Origin of the sequence: Pseudomonas sp. Z8(2022), assembly GCF_025837155.1 — a bacterium.
Taxonomy (GTDB): Bacteria; Pseudomonadota; Gammaproteobacteria; order Pseudomonadales; family Pseudomonadaceae; genus Aquipseudomonas.
Map to the genome: position 1 here is coordinate 382,082 of NZ_CP107549.1, position 18,994 is coordinate 401,075.

An 18,994-nucleotide genomic window follows, 5' to 3' on the forward strand; every position below is an offset into this window, starting at 1 on the left:
GTGGATGGACTCGAAGCTGCCGCCGAAGCCGTGTGCCTTCAGGCAGTCTGATCGTCCAGCGGCGCAGCCGGGGCGTTCTTCTGCACGGACTCGATACCGCCCTTGCAGGCGGCGAGGCTGCTGTACATCTGACTTTGCCCCACTACCTGGCCATTGGTGGCCTTGAGTACGAAGTAGTGCTTTTCATTACTCGAGGTCTTGATCTCGAAGGCGCCCTCCCGTTGGGAGTTCTTGCGCACCGACTCGATGCCGTTGAGTGCCGAATCCTTGGCCTTGTACATCTCGCTGGTCAGAATCACCTGGCTGTTGCCTGCCAACAGATTGAAGTGAAACTGGCCATCTTTGGCTTTTTTGAGTTCGAACTTCGCTGACATTTTTCTCTCTCCTTATGAGCCGGTGGTTGGCCGGCGCCGCTTTGCTTGCCAAGCAAGCCTAGCCCAGTTCCCGGGGCTTTGAAGGGCAAGGCAGGGAGAGATTCAGTGCGAGTGGCTCTTGCCGACGTGGGTATGTCCGTCATCGGGTAAGGGCTGCACGCCGCCGCTGACATTGAGCTGGCGCAGGATGCCGCAGTCCTCGGATTCCTGTGGGCTGTTGCAGCGATCGCGCAGCTCGGTGAGCTGGTCGCGCAGGGCCAGCAGACTGGTGATCCGCGCTTCGACATGCTCGATGTGCTCGTCCACCAGACTGTTGATGCCGGCGCAGCTCTCGTGGGGCAGGTCACGCAGGGTCAGCAGTCGCTGGATCTCCTCCAGGGTCATGTCCAGTGTCCGGCAATTGCGGATGAACACCAGTCGTTCCAGGTGCTGACTGCCGTAGAGACGGTAGTTGCCTTCGCTTCGCGCCGGGGCGGGCAGCAAACCCTCGCGTTCGTAGTAGCGGATGGTTTCCACCTGGCAGCCAGCCTTTTTCGCCAATTCACCGATTTTCATGCGATCGCCTCCAAGGGTGCTTGACCCTATAGTGACTACAGGGTGTGTACTCGGCAACAGAGACCTGACGGAGATTTGCCATGAGCCGCTGCTGCGACCATTCGCCCCAACCGCCCCATCCTCGCCACGACCACTCCGGGCAAGATCATGACCCGGTGCAGGCGCGCGTGGACGAGCCGCTGAGTGGAGCAGTGAACACCCGTATCCGTATCGAACAGATGGACTGTCCGACGGAAGAACGGCTGATCCGGGACGCGCTGAGCCGCCTGCCCGGTGTGGCAGGACTGCAGTTCAACCTGCTGCAGCGCGTGCTTACTGTCAGTCATGACGAGGGGGCGCTGGCCAGTGTCGTGCCAGCCATTCAGGCGCTGGGCTTCACTCCGCAGGTGGAGGATGACGGCGCTACACAGTCGGCCACCGCGCCTGCGAAGAAGCACTGGTGGCCGTTGGCGCTGGCTGGTGTGGTGGCTGCGGCCTCTGAGGTGGTGCATTTCGCCTCGCTCGGGCCGGACTGGCTGGTGGCTGTGCTGGCCCTTGCCGCCGTCGGCCTGTGCGGGCTGAACACCTACAAGAAGGGCTGGATCGCCCTGAAGAACCACAACCTCAACATCAATGCCCTGATGAGCATCGCCGTGACCGGCGCGCTGCTGATCGGTCAATGGCCGGAAGCGGCGATGGTGATGGTGTTGTTTACCCTCGCCGAGCTGATCGAGGCGCGATCGCTGGACCGGGCACGCAACGCCATTCGCGGGCTGATGGATCTGGCGCCGCCGCGCGCCACGGTCAGGCTGTCCGATGGCAGCTGGCAGGAAAGCGATGTGCAGTCCATCGATCTGGGCGCCGTGGTGCGGGTGCGCCCGGGTGAGCGCATCAGCCTTGACGGTGAGGTGGTCAGCGGTAGTTCGACCGTCAACCAGGCGCCCATCACCGGAGAAAGCCTGCCGGTGGAAAAGCGTGCGGGTGACCCGGTATTCGCCGGCACCATCAATGAGTCAGGTTCGCTGGAGTTCCGCGTGACGGCGGCGGCGCGCGACACGACCCTGGCGCGCATCATCCATGCGGTGGAAGAGGCACAGGGCTCGCGCGCACCGACCCAACGCTTCGTCGATCAGTTTTCGCGTATCTATACTCCGGTGGTGTTCGCCTTCGCCCTGGCGGTGGCCGTTCTGCCGCCGCTGCTGATCGGCGGCGCCTGGTTCGACTGGGTTTATCGCGCCCTGGTGCTGCTGGTGGTGGCCTGTCCCTGTGCGCTGGTGATCTCCACGCCGGTGACCATCGTCAGTGGCCTGGCGGCCGCGGCGCGCAAGGGCATCCTGATCAAGGGCGGCGTCTATCTGGAGAATGGCCGTCATCTGGCGCTGCTGGCTCTGGACAAGACCGGCACCCTGACCCATGGCAAGCCGGTGCAGACCGACAGTCTCCACCTGCTCGATACGGACGAACCCCTGCATGCGATCTGGGCGGCGAGCCTGGCTGCACGCTCCGATCATCCGGTTTCCAGAGCGCTGGCCCGGTGTGCGGAAGGCCAGGGGCTGGTGCTGCGCAACGTCGAGGACTTCGAGGCGCTGCCGGGGCGCGGCACCAAGGGGCGGATCGACGGCAGGTTGCTCTATATGGGCAACCACCGCCTGGTCGAAGACCTCGGACTCTGCTCCGCGCAGTTGGAGGTGCGCCTGGAAGCGCTGGAGCGCCAGGGCCGGAGCGTGGTAGTGCTGTGCGACGAACAGCGCGCGCTGATGCTGTTCGCCGTGGCCGATACGGTGCGCCAGACCAGTCGTGAGGCAATTTCCGAACTGCATCAACTCGGCGTGCGCACCTGCATGCTCACCGGTGACAACGCCCACACCGCCGCAGCCATTGCCGAGCAGGTCGGTGTCGATGAGGCGCGTGGCGACCTGCTGCCGGCGGACAAGCTGGCCTGGGTTGCATCACGGCAGGCGCAGGGCAAGGTGGTCGGGATGGTCGGCGATGGCATCAATGATGCCCCGGCGCTGGCCAGGGCCGAGATCGGTTTCGCCATGGGTGCCGCCGGCACCGACACTGCCATCGAAACGGCCGACGTCGCACTGATGGACGACGATCTGCGCAAGATTCCGGCCTTCGTCCGCCTGTCCCGGCAGACTCACGCGGTTCTGCTGCAGAACATCGTCCTGGCGCTGGGGATCAAGGCGATCTTCCTGGGCATGACGCTGGCCGGTGAGGCGACCATGTGGATGGCGGTGTTCGCCGACATGGGCGTCAGCCTGCTGGTGGTATTCAACGGGTTGCGCCTGCTGCGCAAGTGAATAGCTTGCATCCGTAGCCCTGATGCAATCCGGGAAATCGCTTCAGGGGATCCCCGGATTTCATCCAGGCTGGGTTTTAACGCTTGAGCGTCTTCACGCCTTCGGCGGTACCGAGCAGCAGCAGGTCGGCCGGGCGGGCGGCAAACAGGCCATTGGTGACCACGCCGACGATGGCGTTGATGTCGGCTTCCAGCTTCACCGGGTTGGTGATCGACATGTTGTGCACGTCGAGGATGATGTTGCCGTTGTCGGTCACCACACCCTCGCGGTACACCGGATCGCCGCCCAGCTTGACCAGTTCGCGGGCCACGTGGCTGCGTGCCATGGGGATGACTTCCACCGGCAGCGGGAAGGCGCCCAGCACCGGTACCAGCTTGCTGGCATCGGCGATGCAGATGAAGGTCCTGGCTACCGCCGCGACGATCTTCTCGCGGGTCAGTGCGGCGCCGCCGCCCTTGATCAGGTTCAGGTGCTCGTCGCTTTCGTCGGCGCCGTCGATGTAGAACTCCAGCTCACTGACGGTATTGAGGTCATATACCGGGATGCCGTGACCTTTCAGGCGCGCTGCGGTGGCTTCTGAGCTGGCGACGGCACCGTCGAACTCCATCTTGTGCCTGGCCAGCGCGTCGATGAAGAAGTTGGCGGTGGAGCCGGTGCCGACACCGATGATGCTCTTGCTGTCGAGGCGGGGAAGAATGGTGTCGACGGCGGCCTGGGCCACGGCCTGTTTCAGCTGATCCTGATTCATCGCGGATATGCGCCTGGGAGGGAGTGGAAAGAGGTGCGAATTATAGCCGAAAGGGGCCGTCTTCCGGGCACCGCCGGGGCAGAAAACCCGGCTTCGCGGTGGTCGTGGCCACTTTCGCTGGAGTAGACTTCCGGGCTCCCTCCCAGCCTGAACGCCTGCGAAATCGCCATGCTCGAACAGTACGTGAAGAAGATCCTCACCTCGCGCGTCTACGACGTCGCGGTTGAAACTCCGCTGCAACCCGCCCGTCAGCTCAGTGAGCGGCTGGGCAGCCAGATTCTGCTCAAGCGCGAGGATCTGCAGCCGGTGTACTCGTTCAAGATTCGCGGCGCCTACAACAAGCTGGCGCAACTGTCCCCGGAAGAGCTGGCGCGCGGCGTGGTCACCGCCTCGGCCGGCAACCATGCCCAAGGCCTGGCTCTGGCGGCCAAGCATCTGGGGGTGAAGGCGACCATCGTCATGCCGCGCACCACCCCGGAGCTGAAGGTGCAGGGCGTGCGCTCGCGTGGCGGCAAGGCTGTGCTGCACGGCGACGCCTTCCCCGAGGCGCTGGCGCATTCGCTGAAGCTGGTGGAAGAGAAGGGCTACACCTATATCCATCCCTATGACGATCCGCTGGTGATCGCCGGCCAGGGCACCGTGGCCATGGAGGTGCTGCGTCAGCATCAGGGCCATATCGATGCCATCTTCGTGCCGGTCGGTGGCGGCGGCCTGATCGCCGGTATTGCCGCGTACGTGAAGTATCTGCGTCCGGAAACCAAGGTGATCGGCGTCGAGCCGGATGACTCCAATTGCCTGCAGCAGGCGCTGGCCGCCGGCGAGCGTGTGGTGCTGCCGACGGTCGGGCTGTTCGCCGATGGCGTGGCGGTGGCACAGATCGGCCAGCACACCTTCGATATCTGCAAGGACCACGTCGATGAGGTGATCACCGTCAGCACCGACGAAATCTGCGCGGCGATCAAGGATATCTATGACGATACCCGCTCGATCACCGAACCTGCCGGCGCGCTGGCGGTGGCCGGGATCAAGAAGTACGTGGAGCGCCAGGGCGCCAAAGGCGAGGTGCTGGTGGGCATCGATTCCGGTGCCAACGTCAACTTCGACCGCCTGCGCCACGTGGCAGAACGCGCCGAGCTGGGCGAGAAGCGCGAGGCGATCATCGCCGTCACCATTCCCGAGCAGCCGGGCAGCTTCAAGGCCTTCTGCGAGGCGGTGGGCAAGCGCCAGATCACCGAGTTCAACTACCGCTATCACAGCGAAGGCGAGGCGCACATCTTCGTCGGCGTGCAGACCCACCCGGAGAACGATCCACGCCAGGCGTTGGTCGAGGGGCTGCGCGAGCAGGGCTTCCCGGTGCTGGATCTGACCGACAACGAGCTGGCCAAGCTGCATATCCGCCATATGGTCGGCGGCCATTCCGCGGGTGTCGGCGACGAGATGGTGCTGCGCTTCGAATTCCCCGAGCGTCCTGGCGCTCTGTTCAACTTCCTGCAGAAGCTGGGCGGGCGCTGGAACATCTCCATGTTCCACTACCGCAACCATGGCGCCGCCGACGGTCGTGTACTGGCTGCGCTGCAGGTGCCGGAAGGCGAGCGCCATCTGGTGCCGGCGGCGCTGGACGCCATCGGCTATCCCTACTGGGATGAAAGCGACAACCCGGCCTATCGCCTGTTTCTCGGCTGAACAAGGATCTTGTGATGGAACACTATCTGCTGGTTCGTATTCTCCACAGCGCCCCGGGTGTTTTGCTGCTGCTGGGCCTGATCGCCCACGGCGTCATGCTGTTCAAGGCGCAGCGCAGCGGTGATGCGGCGGTGCTGGCGCGCAAGTTGCGCGTGACCCTGCTGTTCAGCTTCCCGGCATTTGCTGTTCTGGCACTGAGCCTGCCGTTCACCGGCTACTGGCTGGTGGACACCGCCGGCTGGCCGCTGGGGCAGACCTGGCTGCTGCTGGGCAGCATCCTTTATGGCGTGGTGATGCTGATCGGCCTGCTGCTGGCCGGTCGCCTGGCGGCCTGGCGCGCGCTGGGTGAAACGCCGGCGCCGACAGCGCTGAAGCGTCTGTGCCTGATCTACGCCGGGCTGATTCTCCTGCTGCTGATCGCCATCATGGCGTTGATGGGCGCGAAGCCGGCCTGATGCGCATCCTGCTGGTTGGTGCCAGCGGCTTTATCGGCGCCCATTTGCTGCGGGCACTGAGCGCCGCCGGGCATCAGGTCATGGCGACCTCGCGTAGCGGGCGCGGGCCGATGCTGCCTGGCGTTGACTGGCGCGCGCTCGATCTGCTCGATCTGCAGCGCTTTTCCTGGCCCGAGTGCGACGTGCTGATCAACGCCGCCGGGCTTCTGTCCACCGATCCGGAGCAGCTGTGGCGGCTGCAGGCCGAGGCGAGCAGTGCCCTGCTGCGCAACGCCGCTGCGCGCGGCATGCGCCTGCTGCAGATCTCCGCCCTCGGCGCCGGCGATCAGCCCGATGTGCCCTTTCTCGCCAGCAAGGCTGCGGCCGATGACTGCGCCCTGACTCTTGGTGTACCGGCCCTGGTGCTGCGACCTTCGCTGGTAGTGGGTGAGGGCGGCGCCAGCACTGGCTGGCTGCAGCGATTGTCAGTCTGGCCGTGGATACCCCTGCTCAACAACCAGGCGCGCCTGCAGCCGCTGCATGTCGACGACTTGTGTGGCGCGGTGTTGGCGCTGCTGCGCCGGTGGCCCGAGGACAATGCCGTGCTGCCTGTGGTCGGTCCGCAGGCGATGATCCAGGGCGAGCTGATCGACCGGCTGCGCGCCGCCCAGGGCTGGGCGCCGGCGCGATACCTGAGCTTGCCCGCTGCGCTGCTGCAACCCCTGGCGGCGCTTGGCCAGCGCCTCGGCTGGCGTGCGCTGAACCGCCAGACCCTGCTGCTCGCCGCTCGCGACAACCTGGCGGACGGCGCTGCACTGCAACAGGCCTGCGGCTATCGCCCGGCAGCGCTCGCGGCGCGTCTGTATGGCTCGCAGGCGGCACAGACATTGAGCCTGGCCCTGGCCCCCCTGCTGCTGGCAACGCTGGTGCTGATCTGGCTGGGCACCGCGCTGGTCTGTTTGGGACCGGGCTTCGACTGGGGGCTGCGGATCATGGCCGAGATGGGCGTACATGGCTGGCTGGCGAAGCTGGCCGTGGTCGCCGGAGGCTTGCTCGACGGTGTGCTCGGCGTCGGCTTGCTGGTGCAACGCTGGCGCGTCACCGCGCTGCGCGCGCAGATCGCCCTGATGCTGATCTATACGCTGCTGATCAGTCTGTGGCTGCCGCAATACTGGTTCGACCCCTACATGGCGGTGGGCAAGAACCTGGTGCTGATCGTGGCCAGCGCCTGGTTGCTGCGTCTGCACCAGGCATCCAACAAGGAGGTATTCGCCGAATGAGTCTGTATCTGCTGCTCAAGACCCTGCACATCCTGTCCTCGACGCTGCTGTTCGGCACCGGTCTTGGCTCTGCCTACTACGCCCTGCGCGCCTGGCTCAGTGGTGACGTGCGGGTGATCGCCGTGACCTTTCGCCATCTGGTCACGGCGGACTGGCTGTTCATTGCCACCACCGCGGTATTCCAGCCGCTGTCCGGTCTGGGCCTGGTGCATCTCGCCGGTTGGCCGCTGAATCAGGCCTGGCTGCTGTGGAGCATCGGCCTGTACGTGTTCGCAGGCCTGTGCTGGCTGCCGGTGGTGTGGCTGCAGATCCGCCTGCGCGACATGGCACAGGCGGCCGATCAGAATGGGGAGCCGCTGCCGTCGCTGGCGCGGCGCTACATGAGCATCTGGTTCGTGCTGGGCTGGCCGGCGTTCATCGCCTTCATGGCCATCTTCTACCTGATGGTGGCCAAGCCGGTCTGATGGTAGTCGGCGGGCGAGGGCCGCGCGCCTGCGCTCAGCGCAGCGAAATCACCGGCCAGCCGCGCTCAATGGCGGTGGCGCGCAGCACGTCGTCCGGGTCAACCGCCACGGGGTTGCTCACTGCTTCCAGCAGCGGCAGGTCATTGCGCGAGTCGCTATAGAAGTACGCGCCCTCGAGGTTGTGCCCCGTTTCGGCCAGCCACTCGTTCAGGCGGGTCACCTTGCCGGCCTGGTAGCACGGTGTGCCGGTGATCTGGCCGGTGTAGCGGCCGTCTGCGATGCCGCATTCGGTAGCGATCAGGGTTTCCACGCCCAGTCTCTCGGCGATCGGCGCGGTGACGAAGCGGTTGGTGGCGGTGATGATGATCAGCTTGTCACCCGCCTCGCGATGCTGGGCCAGCAGGGCCTCGCCCTTGGCCAGGATGATCGGTTCGATCACCTCGGCCATGAACTCGCGATGCCACTGCGCCAGTTGCGCCATGTCGTGCTGGCCGAGAATCGCCTGGCTGAAATTCTGGTAGGCCACCACGTCCAGCTTGCCGGCGCAGTAGTCGGCATAGAAGGCATCGTTGCGCGCCAGATACTCGGCCGCGTCGACCAGGCCACGTTGGCAGACGAATTCGCCCCAGCTGTGGTCGCTGTCGCCAGCCAGCAGGGTGTTGTCGAGATCGAAAAGGGCCAAGCGCACGGTTCTGTACCTGTTCTGCAAATGTTTGGGGCGCGCCAGAATAGCCGCTTTGGCCGGGCTTTCCCACTGCCGCCAAACCCGCATTGCTGCTGGACTCGGCTTTGTGGAACAATGCCGGAACTTGCGTGTACGAGGTTGCTTGCCGTGATCGATTCTGATGGTTTCCGCCCGAATGTCGGCATCATCCTGACCAATGATGTCGGCCAGGTGCTTTGGGCCAGGCGTATCAATCAGGACGCCTGGCAGTTTCCGCAGGGCGGCATCAATGATCGTGAATCGCCGGAAGAGGCGCTTTACCGTGAACTGAATGAAGAGGTCGGGCTCGAAGAGCAGGACGTGAAGATCCTCGCCTGCACCCGTGGCTGGTTGCGTTATCGTCTGCCGCAGCGTCTGGTGCGTACCCACAGCCAGCCGCTGTGCATCGGGCAGAAGCAGAAGTGGTTTCTGCTGCGTCTGACCGGCGCCGAAGACCGCGTGCGCATGGACCTGACCGGCAAGCCGGAGTTTGATGGCTGGCGCTGGGTCAGCTACTGGTACCCGCTGGGGCAGGTCGTTACATTCAAGCGCGAGGTCTATCGCCGTGCGCTCAAGGAACTTGCCCCGCGCCTGATAGTGCGTGACTGATACGGACCCCAATCGAGCATGCTCAATACGCTGCGCAAGATCGTCCAGGAAGTAAACGCCGCCAAGGATCTCAAGGCGGCGCTGTCGATCATCGTGCAGCGTGTAAAGGAAGCAATGGGCAGCCAGGTCTGCTCGGTCTACCTGCTGGATCCCGAATCCCACCGCTTCGTCCTGATGGCCACCGACGGCCTCAACAAGCGCTCCATCGGCAAGGTCAGCATGGCGCCCAGCGAAGGCCTTGTCGGTCTGGTGGGCAGCCGCGAAGAACCGCTGAACCTCGAAGACGCCGCCAGCCATCCCCGTTACCGCTACTTCGCCGAGACCGGTGAGGAGCGTTATGCCTCCTTCCTCGGTGCGCCGATCATTCACCACCGCCGCGTGATGGGCGTGCTCGTCGTGCAGCAGAAGGAGCGCCGCCAGTTCGACGAGGGCGAAGAAGCCTTCCTGGTCACCATGAGCGCGCAGCTGGCGGGCGTTATCGCCCATGCCGAGGCCACCGGCACCATTCGTGGCCTGGGCCGTCAGGGCAAGGGCGTACAGGAGGCCAAGTTCGTCGGCGTGCCGGGTGCGCCGGGGGCAGCGGTCGGGACCGCTGTCGTGGTGCTGCCCCCGGCCGATCTCAATGTAGTTCCAGACCGCAATGTCGATGACATCGCCTCGGAGCTGGAACTGTTCGACAAGGCGCTGGGCTGGGTGCGCGAGGACATGCAGGATCTGTCCAGGAAACTCGCCACCCAGCTGCGCAAGGAAGAACGCGCGCTGTTCGATGTGTACCTGATGATGCTCGAGGATGCCGCACTGGGTAACGAGGTGCGCAAGATCATCCGCACCGGCCAGTGGGCGCAGGGCGCCCTGCGCCAGGTGGTGCTCGATCACGTCAAACGCTTCGAACTGATGGACGATGCCTACCTGCGCGAGCGCGCCAGCGATGTACGCGATCTGGGCCGCCGCCTGCTCGCCTACCTGCAGGAGGAGCGCAAGACTTCTCTGGTCTATCCCGACAACACCATTCTGGTCAGCGAGGAGCTGTCGCCGGCGATGCTCGGCGAGGTGCCGGAAGGCAAACTGGTCGGTCTGGTTTCGGTGACCGGCTCAGGCAACTCCCACGTGGCGATCTTCGCCCGTGCCATGGGTGTTCCCACGGTGATGGGGGTGGTCGACCTGCCGTACTCGAAGATCGACGGCATCAAGCTGATCGTCGACGGTTATCACGGCGAGGTCTTCACCAACCCCAGCGAGCTGCTGAGCAAGCAGTACGCCGATGTGGTCGAGGAGGAGCGTCAGCTCACCGAAGGGCTCGATGCCCTGCGTGCGCTTCCCTGCGAGACGCTCGATGGCCACCGCATGCCGTTGTGGGTCAACACCGGCCTGCTCGCCGACGTGGCCCGAGCCCAGCAGCGCGGTGCAGAAGGCGTGGGTCTGTACCGCACCGAAGTGCCGTTCATGATCAACGAGCGCTTTCCCAGCGAGAAGGAGCAGCTCGCCACCTACCGCGAACAGCTGCAGGCCTTCCATCCGCTGCCGGTGACCATGCGCACCCTGGATATCGGCGGCGACAAGGCGCTGTCCTACTTCCCGATCAAGGAAGACAACCCCTTCCTCGGCTGGCGTGGCATCCGCGTTACCCTCGACCATCCGGAAATATTCCTAGTGCAGGCCCGTGCCATGCTCAAGGCCAGCGAGGGACTGAACAACCTGCGCATCCTGCTGCCGATGATTTCCGGTACTCAGGAGCTTGAGGAGGCGCTGCACTTGCTGCACCGCGCCTGGGGCGAAGTGCGCGACGAAGGCACCGACGTGCCGCTGCCGCCCATCGGCCTGATGATCGAAATTCCGGCCGCGGTGTACCAGACCCGTGAGCTGGCACGCCAGGTGGATTTCCTCTCGGTCGGGTCCAACGACCTGACCCAGTACCTGCTGGCGGTGGACCGCAACAATCCGCGTGTGGCGGACCTCTACGACTTCCTCCACCCGGCTGTACTGCAGGCGCTGCAAAAGGTGGTCGAGGATGCCCATGCCGAGGGCAAGCCGGTGAGCATCTGCGGCGAGATGGCCGGTGACCCGGCGGCCGCCGTACTGCTGCTGGCCATGGGCTTCGACTCGCTGTCGATGAACGCCACCAACCTGCCCAAGGTGAAATGGCTGCTGCGGCAGATCACCCAGAGCAAGGCCAAGGAGCTGCTGAGCCAGGTGATGACCATGGACAACCCGCATCTGATCTACAGCACCCTGCACCTGGCGCTGCGCAACCTGGGGCTGGGACGGGTGATCAACCCGGCCTCCAATATCCAGGCCTGAACAGCCTTCCCCGTATCACGGTCGGGCTACCCGCGTAACGCGACCTCGCCCAGCACCGCGCCATGCGGCCCGAAACTGCGCTCGGTGATAGTCCAGCGGCCATCGCTGCCAAGGTTCAGCACGGTACTGGCGCGGGTGCCGTACGTCTCACCGACGATAAAGGCCGTCGACAGCAGACGCTCCATCTCCAGTCCGACGCCGGTGTCCGGCAGCAGATGATCGGCCGGCTGATGCCTGTCGGCCAGCAGTTCCAGCAGCGCTTCATCCTCGGCATCGATGCGCTCGCTCAGCGCGCTTCTGGCGCGCAGCAGCTTTGGCCAGGGCGTATCGAGATTGGCGTTGGACAGGCCATAGATGCCGCTCTGCAGCTGCCGGGGCCGACCTTCCTGTGAATTGAAATGCCAGAGCTGATGGCGGTCGCCGAGCAGCAGGTTGAAGCCGGCATGCTCGGCGGCGTCGCGCATGATCCGGTCGAGATAGGCCGGCGCCGGATCGTCGCCCAGCAGGTAGCCGGCCGTCAGCGCGCCGCGTGAGCGTCCGGCCTTCTGCGTCAGGTCGCGGATATTGGTGAGTGCTGCGAAGCGGCCCTGTGCTGTGACGCCGAGCCAGGTCCCTCCCGCCTGCAAGTCGCGGCCGGCGAATACCCCGGGGGCATCCGGCCATTCGCCGAGCGCTGCGCAGGGGCGCGCATGGAACTCGTCGCGATTGGACGCCAGGCGCAGCACTGTAGGGCTTTGTGGCTGCCAGGCGAAGACGATCAGACACATGCGCATTCCTCCAGGGACGGAGTCTGGCAGGCTAGCGAGCTGAGCTGCAGGCGGCAACCGTTCCGTCGATCCGCGTGCCGTTGCGCGGGCATTTCCGCTACCATGCCGCTTTGTTTTGGGGGGTGTCGATGGAACTGCTGCTCTATCTGGTGCTGGGCTCGGCTGCCGGTGTGCTGGCTGGTCTGTTCGGCGTGGGCGGCGGTCTGGTCATCGTGCCGGTGCTGGTACTGAGCTTCACTTCCCAGGGCATGGCACCGGAGATTCTTACCCATCTGGCCGTGGGCACCTCGCTGGCGACCATCGTCTTCACCTCGATCAATTCGCTGCTCGAACATCATCGCAAGGGCGCGGTGCGCTGGCCGCTGTTTCGCTGGCTGACCCTGGGCATTCTGCTCGGCACGGTGCTGGGGGCGATGACCGCGGCGTTGATCCAGGGGGCGGTGTTGCAAAGGATCATCGGTACCTTCGCCATCGTCGTTGCCGTGCAGATGGCGCTGGACCTGAAACCCAAGGCCAGCCGAGGTATTCCGGGCAAGCCGACGCTGACGGCAGCCGGCGGAGTGATAGGCTGGGCATCGGCGATCTTCGGCATCGGTGGCGGTTCGCTGACCGTGCCCTTTCTGGTCTGGCGCAGCGTGCCGATGCAGCAGGCGGTAGCGACCTCGGCGGCCTGTGGGTTGCCGATTGCCATCGCCGGGGCGCTGAGTTTCATGTTTACCGGCTGGGGCAATGCGAATCTGCCGTCATGGAGCTTCGGTTTCGTGTACCTCCCGGCGTTGCTGGGCATCGCCCTGACCAGCATGTTCTTTGCCCGTTTGGGCGCGCGCCTGGCTCATCGTCTGTCGCCCTTGCTGCTCAAGCGCCTGTTCGCCCTGCTGCTGCTGAGCGTGGGCGTGAGTTTTTTCATCTAAGGAGTCCTGGATGCTGCCTTATCCGCAGATCGACCCGGTGGCCATTGCCCTCGGCCCCCTGAAAATCCACTGGTACGGCCTGATGTACCTGGTCGGTATCGGTGGAGCCTGGCTGCTGGCGTCGCGCCGGCTGGAGCGCTTCGACGCGACCTGGAGCAAGGACAAGCTGTCCGACCTGGTGTTCTGGGTGGCCATGGGGGTGATTCTCGGCGGGCGCCTGGGCTACGTGCTGTTCTACGATCTGGCGGCCTACATCGCCGAGCCGGTGAAGATTCTGCGGGTCTGGGAGGGCGGCATGTCCTTCCATGGCGGCCTTATCGGGGTGATGCTGGCTACCTGGTGGTTCGGCAAGCGCAACGGCAAGAGCTTCTTCGAACTGATGGACTTCATCGCGCCACTGGTGCCGATCGGTCTGGGCGCCGGGCGGATCGGCAACTTCATCAATGCCGAGCTGTGGGGCAAGGCCACCGATGTGCCCTGGGCGATGATCTTCCCCACCGATCCGCAGCAACTGGCGCGCCATCCCTCGCAGCTCTACCAGTTCGCCCTGGAGGGCGTGGCACTGTTCACCATCCTCTGGTTCTATTCGCGCAAACCGCGTCCGACCATGGCCGTGTCCGGCCTGTTCGCGGCCTGCTACGGCGTGTTCCGCTTCATTGTCGAATTCGTGCGTGTGCCGGATGCCCAGCTGGGCTATCTGGCCTGGGGCTGGCTGACCATGGGGCAGATTCTCTGCCTGCCGATGATCCTCGGTGGCATCGGCCTGATCACCTACGCCTACAAGCGCCAGCCCGTACAAGGAGCCATCTGATGAAGCAGTACCTCGACCTGATGCGCCACGTGCGCGAACACGGCACCTTCAAGGAAGACCGTACCGGCACCGGCACCTACAGCGTGTTCGGTTACCAGATGCGCTTCGACCTGGCCGATGGTTTCCCCATCGTCACCACCAAGAAGTGCCACCTGCGCTCGATCATCCATGAGCTGCTGTGGTTCCTGCAGGGCGATACCAACATCAAGTACCTCAAGGACAACGGCGTCAGCATCTGGGATGAATGGGCCGACGAGAACGGCGACCTCGGTCCGGTCTACGGCTACCAGTGGCGCAGCTGGCCGGCGCCCAATGGCGAGTCCATCGACCAGATCGCCAAGCTGATCGAGATGATCAAAAAGAATCCGGACTCGCGCCGCCTGATCGTCTCGGCCTGGAACCCGGCGCTGGTCGAGCAGATGGCGCTGCCGCCGTGTCATGCGCTGTTCCAGTTCTATGTCGCCGACGGTAAGCTCAGCTGCCAGCTCTATCAGCGCTCGGCGGACATCTTCCTCGGCGTACCCTTCAACATCGCCAGCTATGCGCTGCTGACGCTGATGGTGGCGCAGGTCTGCGGTCTGCAACCGGGCGAGTTCATCTGGACCGGCGGCGACTGTCACCTGTACGCCAACCATATCGAGCAGACCGACCTGCAACTGACCCGCGAGCCGCTGCCGCTGCCGACCATGAAGCTCAACCCCGAGGTGAAGGATTTGCTGGCCTTCCGCTTCGAGGACTTCCAATTGGTGGGGTACGAGGCGCACCCGCATATCAAGGCGCCGGTGGCCGTCTGAGCTGAGCGAGGCTGACTTGCGCCGGCAGGGTGGACGTCAGCCCGGCGGTTGCATGGCGATTTCGCTGCGCAGACGTTCCACTTGTGCGGCACGTTCGGCGTCCTCCAGGCGTGCGCCTGGATTCAGCGATGACCACTGCGGATGCGCCCGCGCCACGTTCAGGGGCGCGGGCAGCCTGCCCTGGCGCCACAGGGTCTCCTGCGGGGCACTGAGGGTGATGGCGTCCATTGCCGCGTGTCCGCGTACGCCCAGCGCCGCCAGCAGTTGCTGCTGACGCAAGGCGAGCAGGCGCAGCACGGCGTCATCGACGGTCAGCTCACGCTGGCCCTTCAATTTTCCCTTCAGTCTTTCCCCGTAATTGCGCAGAGTCTGCGCGCTGCCACCGATCACCGCGCCCAGTGCAGCGGCGGCGCCCATGGTGAGCCCGCCGACCAGCAGGTCGACGCCGACGCCGGTGGCCGCACCTGCAGCCATGCCACCGCCGACCTTGATGCCGAGCTGCTTGAGGGTTTCCGGGTTGAACAGGTCGTCGCCCCAGCGGCCGTCGAGCAGCGGCAGGTCGGCCGCTTTGGCGTCGCTGCTGCGAAAGGCATACAGGCGCAACAACGCTTCTACACAACGCTGTTCACGCTGGCGAATGGCTTCGCGCAGCTCGGCCACTGCCGCCTGCTCTAAAAGTGGTTGAGCGGCGACACTGCGGCGGCAGGCAGCGCAGTCGATCAGCAGTTCGGCGATCAGGCGGTTGCCGGCCTGGCGTCGGGCCTGGCGCTGCGCCTCGTGATCCTCGATCAGGCGTTGCAGTTGCGGGCGCGAACGCTCCAGCAGCAGGGCCAGGCTTTCATAGAGGCGCCGCTCGCCGTCCTCCGGCGGGGCCACGCTGTCGAACGCCACCAGGGCATGCAGGCCAAGGCGGGCCAGTGCTTCGCGCCATTCGCCCTCGCGGTGGCTGGTGCTGGCGACGAAGTTGAGCACCGGCAGCAGAGGACGGCCACACATGTTCAGCACTGCCAGCTCGTCACGGTACTTGGCCAATACCGGTTCGCGCACGTCGATCACGTACAGCCCGGCATCGGAAGCCATGAGCTGACGCAGCACCTTGGCTTCCTGTTCGTAGCGCTGACGAGCTTCGCTGCCTTCAAGAAAACGGGCCAGCCGCGCCGGACCATCCAGGCGTTCGCCCGGGCGGTCGAGGCGTTCCAGGTAGTCGAGCAGGGCGATGGCGTCTTCCAGGCCGGGAGTGTCGTACAGCTCCAGCAACGCCTGACCGTCCACCGACAGGCGTGCGCCCTCGACGTGGCGCGTGGTGCTGGCGCGCGGCGAGACCTCGCCGAACTCGACGTCGCGGGTCAGGGTGCGCAGCAGCGAGGTCTTGCCGACGTTGGTGTGGCCGACCAGGGCGAGTTTCAACGGTTCAGTCATGGCCGCTCTCCAGCCAGCTCAACGGCGCGCTGTCACCATGCGGCAGGCCCAGGGCGGCGAGTGCCTGATGCCAGTCGGCCAGGCGTGCGCTGTCCAGGCTCTCACCGGGTGCGGGGGGCAGTAGCCAGATGCGCGTGGCGGCAGCCGCGCGGGCCAGTTCGCCGAGCAGCGCCAGAGTGCCGCGATCCGGCGAGCGCCGCGGGTCGCAGACGATGGCCAGGCGCTCAGGGGGGAAGCGGGTCAGTTGCTCGAGCAATTGCCGGCGTTGCTCGCGGCTGTCGATCACTCCGGCATCGGCTACGCCCTTTGGCAAGGGCGCCGGTGGCCAGGGGCGACGGTCGTCCAGCTCCAGGCCGAGCAGCAGGGCGCCGCTGCCGGATTGAGTGTTGGCGCCGCCTTGCGGTTGATGCAGCGCTGCCGGGGCCAGATCGCAAACGCCGAGGCGTTCGCTGTCCGGCTGCAGACGCTGGCGCAGCACCTCGTAGCCGGACAGTCCGAGATCCAGGTGCAGTGCGTTCTTGCCAGCCTGCCAGCACCACAGGCACAGCAGCGCCAGCAGCAGACGCGGCAGCAGGCCGTAGACCAGCACCACGCCGATCAGCCAGCCGGCCCAGCTCTGGCGCGCGCCTTCGCTGGCGATGGCGGCATCACCGCTGGCGCGGATGGTGTCGATATCCGGCAGGCTGAAACCGAGCAGGGCGGGCAGGGCGCCGATGGCCTGGGTCAGGGCGATGAAGGTGTCGCCGCCGAGGATGGTGGTTTCCCAGACGAAACCGTAGCGGCGTGTGGCAAGCAACAGCAGCAGGGTGGCCAGGGCCGCAAGCATGGCCAGCGCCCACAGGCCGTTGACCAGCAGGCCCAGGCCCCAGCGGGTCAGGCGCTGGCGTTGCAGCATCAACAGCAGGGCCGGGGCCAGTTGCGCGGCTCTGGCATCGCGCGCGAGCTTCTCGCTGAGCCACAGCCACAGACGACCGAGTGCGCCGGGGTGATCGCGACTCAGCAGCAGGCCGAGCAACCAGCCGAACAGCATCAACAGATTGAGCCCGAGCAGGCTGCCCAGGGCCCAGAACACGTTGACCGGTTGGCGCCCGTCGCCAAGCGCTGCCAGAGCCAGGCCGGCGCCGCTGAGCAGCGCCAGCAGAACGAGCAGCAGAACTGCCAGGCGTGCGCCTTGCAGCCAGTGCAGCAGCGCCTGCCACTGACCATCGCGGCGAGCCAGAAGCAGGGCGCGATGCTGGATGCGTTCGGCCAGCTCGCCCTGCCCAGCGCGGGCCAGGCGATTGGCCTCGGCGTCTTCGAGCGGGCCGGCGTGCTCTTCGCGCAGGCGAATGGTCTCGCTGAGCCAGAGGCGTTGGAACGGCGTAGGGGAGGAGGCGTCTGTCACGCGGCGTCTCGTCGTTCTGATCAGGGGGGTGAGAATAACCCCTGATCCGCCCTGGTGCGAACCCGGGCGGTTTGCCCGGGCGTGCGGGGCTTGATGAACGGGCCGTTGATGTCGGCAGCCTGGCGGCGACGGGGCAGGCCACAGGTGGGCTGCGGGTGCGCCGGGCGCTCTGCTATGCTCGCGGCCATGAAAACCACACTACCCCTTTCTCTTATCGCTGCTCTCGCGCGCAACCGCGTGATCGGTCGCGACAATCAACTGCCCTGGCACCTGCCGGCGGATCTCAGGCATTTCAAGGCCATGACCCTGGGCAAGCCGATCATCATGGGGCGCAAGACCTGGGATTCACTCGGCCGCCCGCTGCCGGGGCGGCTCAATATCGTGGTCAGCCGCCAGCCCGGCCTGACGCTTGAGGGCGCCGAAGTATTCGCCACCCTGGATGCGGCCATCGAGCGGGCTGACGCCTGGGCGCGCGAGAAGGACGCCGAAGAGCTGATGCTGATAGGCGGCGCGCAACTCTACGAACTGGGGCTGGCGCAGGCCGATCGCCTGTATCTGACGCGGGTGGGGCTCGAGCCGGAAGGTGACGCCTTCTTCCCGGAAATAGACGAGGCGGTCTGGCACATGACCTCCAGCGTCGAGCATGCGGCCGCTGCCGAGATGCCGTTCCATGCCTTCGAGGTGTGGGAACGGCGCGGCGCATAAGAATAACGACCTATCCGGCCGTCTCTGCCGCCTGATTCTCCAGTGCGCGGGACGGCCATTGCCTTGCTGCTGCCGTATTTTCTCTGAATCTTGCTGCAGGTATTTCGATGACCGATCAATCGCCCATCGACGCGCGCCCGAACGCCGTCGCCGCACTCTTCGTGCGTCATCCGCTGTGGGAGGATGCACTGGCCTTGCTGTTCGGCACCGCCCTGGTGGCTCTGGGCATCGCCTTCTACTCGCATGCGGGGTTGCTGACGGGTGGCACCGTCGGCATCGCCTTTCTGGCCAACTATCAGGCCGGCTGGCCGTTCGGGCTGGTGTTCTGTCTGGTCAACCTGCCGTTCTACCTGCTTGGTATCTGGCGCATGGGCTGGGGCTTCACCTTGCGCACCGGCTGCGCGGTGCTGCTGGTTTCACTGCTGGCCGAACTGACGCCGCACTGGGTTTCCTTCGCCCACCTCAGCGCACTCTACGCCACGCTGTTCGGTGGCGCGGCGATGGGCCTCGGGCTGCTCATGCTGTTTCGTCACCGCGCCAGTCTGGGGGGAGTGAACATTCTCGCCCTGTACATGCAGGAGCGCTTCGGCCTGCGTGCAGGCGCCGTGCAGATGGCCATCGACGCGGGCATCGTCCTGGCGGCCATCTTCGTGGTGTCGCCGGACAAGGTGCTGCTGTCGGTGCTGGGCGCGGTGATGCTCAATCTGGTGCTGGCGATCAATCACCGGACGGATCGTTACGTGGGCGTCAGTTGAGCCCTGCAACGAACG

At 65.4% G+C, this 18,994-nt stretch carries 19 protein-coding genes; 12 read left to right on the forward strand and 7 right to left on the reverse strand.

Annotation, left to right across the window (positions count from 1 at the left end; translation table 11 throughout):
• Positions 1-38: 38 nt before the first annotated feature.
• Both OEG79_RS01775 and cadR read right to left on the reverse strand, forming a co-directional pair.
• Positions 39-374 carry a YegP family protein gene (locus OEG79_RS01775; protein ID WP_264147178.1) on the reverse strand — a complete coding sequence of 112 codons (336 nt, stop codon included), beginning with the start codon at positions 372-374 and terminating at the stop codon, positions 39-41.
• 102 nt (positions 375-476) lie between these two features.
• On the reverse strand, positions 477-929 hold the full coding sequence (cadR, locus tag OEG79_RS01780; protein ID WP_264147179.1) for a Cd(II)/Pb(II)-responsive transcriptional regulator: 453 nt from the start codon (positions 927-929) through the stop codon (positions 477-479).
• An 80-nt stretch (positions 930-1,009) separates the two neighbouring features.
• Between cadR and OEG79_RS01785 the strand changes: the two genes are divergently transcribed.
• A complete protein-coding gene (locus OEG79_RS01785; RefSeq protein WP_264147180.1) occupies positions 1,010-3,214 on the forward strand; it encodes a heavy metal translocating P-type ATPase in 2,205 nt (734 codons plus the stop codon).
• A gap of 76 nt (positions 3,215-3,290) precedes the next feature.
• On the opposite strand, the gene rpiA is transcribed toward OEG79_RS01785, so the two are convergent.
• A complete protein-coding gene (rpiA, locus tag OEG79_RS01790) occupies positions 3,291-3,962 on the reverse strand; it encodes a ribose-5-phosphate isomerase RpiA (RefSeq protein WP_264147181.1) in 672 nt (223 codons plus the stop codon).
• A 168-nt stretch (positions 3,963-4,130) separates the two neighbouring features.
• Here rpiA and ilvA point away from each other — a divergent pair, with 168 nt between their 5' ends.
• Genes ilvA through OEG79_RS01810 form a run of 4 tightly spaced genes read left to right on the forward strand, consistent with a single transcriptional unit; the run spans position 4,131 to position 7,823 of the window.
• Positions 4,131-5,645 carry a threonine ammonia-lyase, biosynthetic gene (gene ilvA / locus OEG79_RS01795; protein ID WP_264147182.1) on the forward strand — a complete coding sequence of 505 codons (1,515 nt, stop codon included), beginning with the start codon at positions 4,131-4,133 and terminating at the stop codon, positions 5,643-5,645.
• Positions 5,646-5,659: 14 nt separating this feature from the next.
• Positions 5,660-6,100 carry a DUF2269 domain-containing protein gene (locus tag OEG79_RS01800; protein ID WP_264147183.1) on the forward strand — a complete coding sequence of 147 codons (441 nt, stop codon included), beginning with the start codon at positions 5,660-5,662 and terminating at the stop codon, positions 6,098-6,100.
• Positions 6,100-7,359, forward strand: a complete 1,260-nt coding sequence (locus OEG79_RS01805) for an SDR family oxidoreductase (RefSeq protein ID WP_264147184.1) — start codon at positions 6,100-6,102, stop codon at positions 7,357-7,359. The genes OEG79_RS01800 and OEG79_RS01805 overlap by 1 nt, the downstream gene beginning before the upstream one ends.
• Positions 7,356-7,823, forward strand: a complete 468-nt coding sequence (locus tag OEG79_RS01810) for a DUF2269 family protein (protein WP_264147185.1) — start codon at positions 7,356-7,358, stop codon at positions 7,821-7,823. Before OEG79_RS01805 ends, OEG79_RS01810 begins: the two co-directional genes overlap by 4 nt.
• Before the next feature lie 34 nt (positions 7,824-7,857).
• Here OEG79_RS01810 and OEG79_RS01815 read toward each other — a convergent pair whose 3' ends face one another.
• Entirely contained in the window at positions 7,858-8,511 is a 654-nt protein-coding gene (locus OEG79_RS01815; RefSeq protein WP_264147186.1) for an HAD family hydrolase, read from the reverse strand.
• Between the two features lie 144 nt (positions 8,512-8,655).
• Between OEG79_RS01815 and OEG79_RS01820 the strand changes: the two genes are divergently transcribed.
• Complete coding sequence (locus OEG79_RS01820) at positions 8,656-9,135, forward strand: RNA pyrophosphohydrolase (RefSeq protein WP_004373919.1); 480 nt, start codon at positions 8,656-8,658, stop codon at positions 9,133-9,135.
• An 18-nt stretch (positions 9,136-9,153) separates the two neighbouring features.
• A complete protein-coding gene (gene ptsP / locus OEG79_RS01825) occupies positions 9,154-11,433 on the forward strand; it encodes a phosphoenolpyruvate--protein phosphotransferase (protein WP_264147187.1) in 2,280 nt (759 codons plus the stop codon).
• A 26-nt stretch (positions 11,434-11,459) separates the two neighbouring features.
• On the opposite strand, the gene OEG79_RS01830 is transcribed toward ptsP, so the two are convergent.
• Complete coding sequence (locus OEG79_RS01830) at positions 11,460-12,200, reverse strand: NRDE family protein (protein ID WP_264147188.1); 741 nt, start codon at positions 12,198-12,200, stop codon at positions 11,460-11,462.
• Between the two features lie 128 nt (positions 12,201-12,328).
• Between OEG79_RS01830 and OEG79_RS01835 the strand changes: the two genes are divergently transcribed.
• From OEG79_RS01835 to OEG79_RS01845, 3 genes are read left to right on the forward strand one after another with little or no spacing between them, the layout of a single operon-like run.
• On the forward strand, positions 12,329-13,111 hold the full coding sequence (locus OEG79_RS01835) for a sulfite exporter TauE/SafE family protein (RefSeq protein ID WP_264147189.1): 783 nt from the start codon (positions 12,329-12,331) through the stop codon (positions 13,109-13,111).
• A 10-nt stretch (positions 13,112-13,121) separates the two neighbouring features.
• The gene (gene lgt / locus OEG79_RS01840) at positions 13,122-13,922 is read left to right on the forward strand and encodes a prolipoprotein diacylglyceryl transferase (protein WP_264147190.1); all 801 of its coding nucleotides are present in this window, start codon (positions 13,122-13,124) and stop codon (positions 13,920-13,922) included.
• Positions 13,922-14,716, forward strand: coding sequence for a thymidylate synthase (locus tag OEG79_RS01845; protein ID WP_264147191.1), 795 nt, complete (start codon positions 13,922-13,924; stop codon positions 14,714-14,716). The genes lgt and OEG79_RS01845 overlap by 1 nt, the downstream gene beginning before the upstream one ends.
• Positions 14,717-14,752: 36 nt before the next feature.
• Here OEG79_RS01845 and OEG79_RS01850 read toward each other — a convergent pair whose 3' ends face one another.
• Together OEG79_RS01850 and OEG79_RS01855 are read right to left on the reverse strand one after the other, a co-directional pair.
• Entirely contained in the window at positions 14,753-16,135 is a 1,383-nt protein-coding gene (locus tag OEG79_RS01850; RefSeq protein ID WP_264147192.1) for a GTPase/DUF3482 domain-containing protein, read from the reverse strand.
• Positions 16,128-17,519 carry a DUF2868 domain-containing protein gene (locus OEG79_RS01855; protein WP_264147193.1) on the reverse strand — a complete coding sequence of 464 codons (1,392 nt, stop codon included), beginning with the start codon at positions 17,517-17,519 and terminating at the stop codon, positions 16,128-16,130. The genes OEG79_RS01850 and OEG79_RS01855 overlap by 8 nt, the downstream gene beginning before the upstream one ends.
• A 174-nt stretch (positions 17,520-17,693) precedes the next feature.
• On the opposite strand from OEG79_RS01855, the gene OEG79_RS01860 reads away from it, so the two are divergent.
• On the forward strand, positions 17,694-18,224 hold the full coding sequence (locus OEG79_RS01860) for a dihydrofolate reductase (RefSeq protein WP_264147194.1): 531 nt from the start codon (positions 17,694-17,696) through the stop codon (positions 18,222-18,224).
• A 107-nt stretch (positions 18,225-18,331) separates the two neighbouring features.
• Positions 18,332-18,979: a YitT family protein gene (locus tag OEG79_RS01865; RefSeq protein WP_264147195.1), complete on the forward strand. Its 648-nt coding sequence runs from the start codon at positions 18,332-18,334 to the stop codon at positions 18,977-18,979.
• The last annotated feature ends 15 nt before the right edge of the window (positions 18,980-18,994 follow it).

What these genes read in the sequence shown, in the direction of transcription:
- OEG79_RS01775 (WP_264147178.1), bottom strand. Translation starts at nt 374, where the DNA reads ATGTCAGCGAAGTTCGAACTCAAAAAAGCCAAAGATGGCCAGTTTCAC.
- OEG79_RS01845 (WP_264147191.1), top strand. Translation starts at nt 13,922, where the DNA reads ATGAAGCAGTACCTCGACCTGATGCGCCACGTGCGCGAACACGGCACC.
- OEG79_RS01860 (WP_264147194.1), top strand. Translation starts at nt 17,694, where the DNA reads ATGCTCGCGGCCATGAAAACCACACTACCCCTTTCTCTTATCGCTGCT.
- OEG79_RS01835 (WP_264147189.1), top strand. Translation starts at nt 12,329, where the DNA reads ATGGAACTGCTGCTCTATCTGGTGCTGGGCTCGGCTGCCGGTGTGCTG.
- OEG79_RS01805 (WP_264147184.1), top strand. Translation starts at nt 6,100, where the DNA reads ATGCGCATCCTGCTGGTTGGTGCCAGCGGCTTTATCGGCGCCCATTTG.
- OEG79_RS01785 (WP_264147180.1), top strand. Translation starts at nt 1,010, where the DNA reads ATGAGCCGCTGCTGCGACCATTCGCCCCAACCGCCCCATCCTCGCCAC.
- OEG79_RS01800 (WP_264147183.1), top strand. Translation starts at nt 5,660, where the DNA reads ATGGAACACTATCTGCTGGTTCGTATTCTCCACAGCGCCCCGGGTGTT.
- cadR (WP_264147179.1), bottom strand. Translation starts at nt 929, where the DNA reads ATGAAAATCGGTGAATTGGCGAAAAAGGCTGGCTGCCAGGTGGAAACC.
- lgt (WP_264147190.1), top strand. Translation starts at nt 13,122, where the DNA reads ATGCTGCCTTATCCGCAGATCGACCCGGTGGCCATTGCCCTCGGCCCC.
- OEG79_RS01830 (WP_264147188.1), bottom strand. Translation starts at nt 12,200, where the DNA reads ATGTGTCTGATCGTCTTCGCCTGGCAGCCACAAAGCCCTACAGTGCTG.
- OEG79_RS01810 (WP_264147185.1), top strand. Translation starts at nt 7,356, where the DNA reads ATGAGTCTGTATCTGCTGCTCAAGACCCTGCACATCCTGTCCTCGACG.
- ptsP (WP_264147187.1), top strand. Translation starts at nt 9,154, where the DNA reads ATGCTCAATACGCTGCGCAAGATCGTCCAGGAAGTAAACGCCGCCAAG.
- OEG79_RS01865 (WP_264147195.1), top strand. Translation starts at nt 18,332, where the DNA reads ATGACCGATCAATCGCCCATCGACGCGCGCCCGAACGCCGTCGCCGCA.
- rpiA (WP_264147181.1), bottom strand. Translation starts at nt 3,962, where the DNA reads ATGAATCAGGATCAGCTGAAACAGGCCGTGGCCCAGGCCGCCGTCGAC.
- OEG79_RS01850 (WP_264147192.1), bottom strand. Translation starts at nt 16,135, where the DNA reads ATGACTGAACCGTTGAAACTCGCCCTGGTCGGCCACACCAACGTCGGC.
- ilvA (WP_264147182.1), top strand. Translation starts at nt 4,131, where the DNA reads ATGCTCGAACAGTACGTGAAGAAGATCCTCACCTCGCGCGTCTACGAC.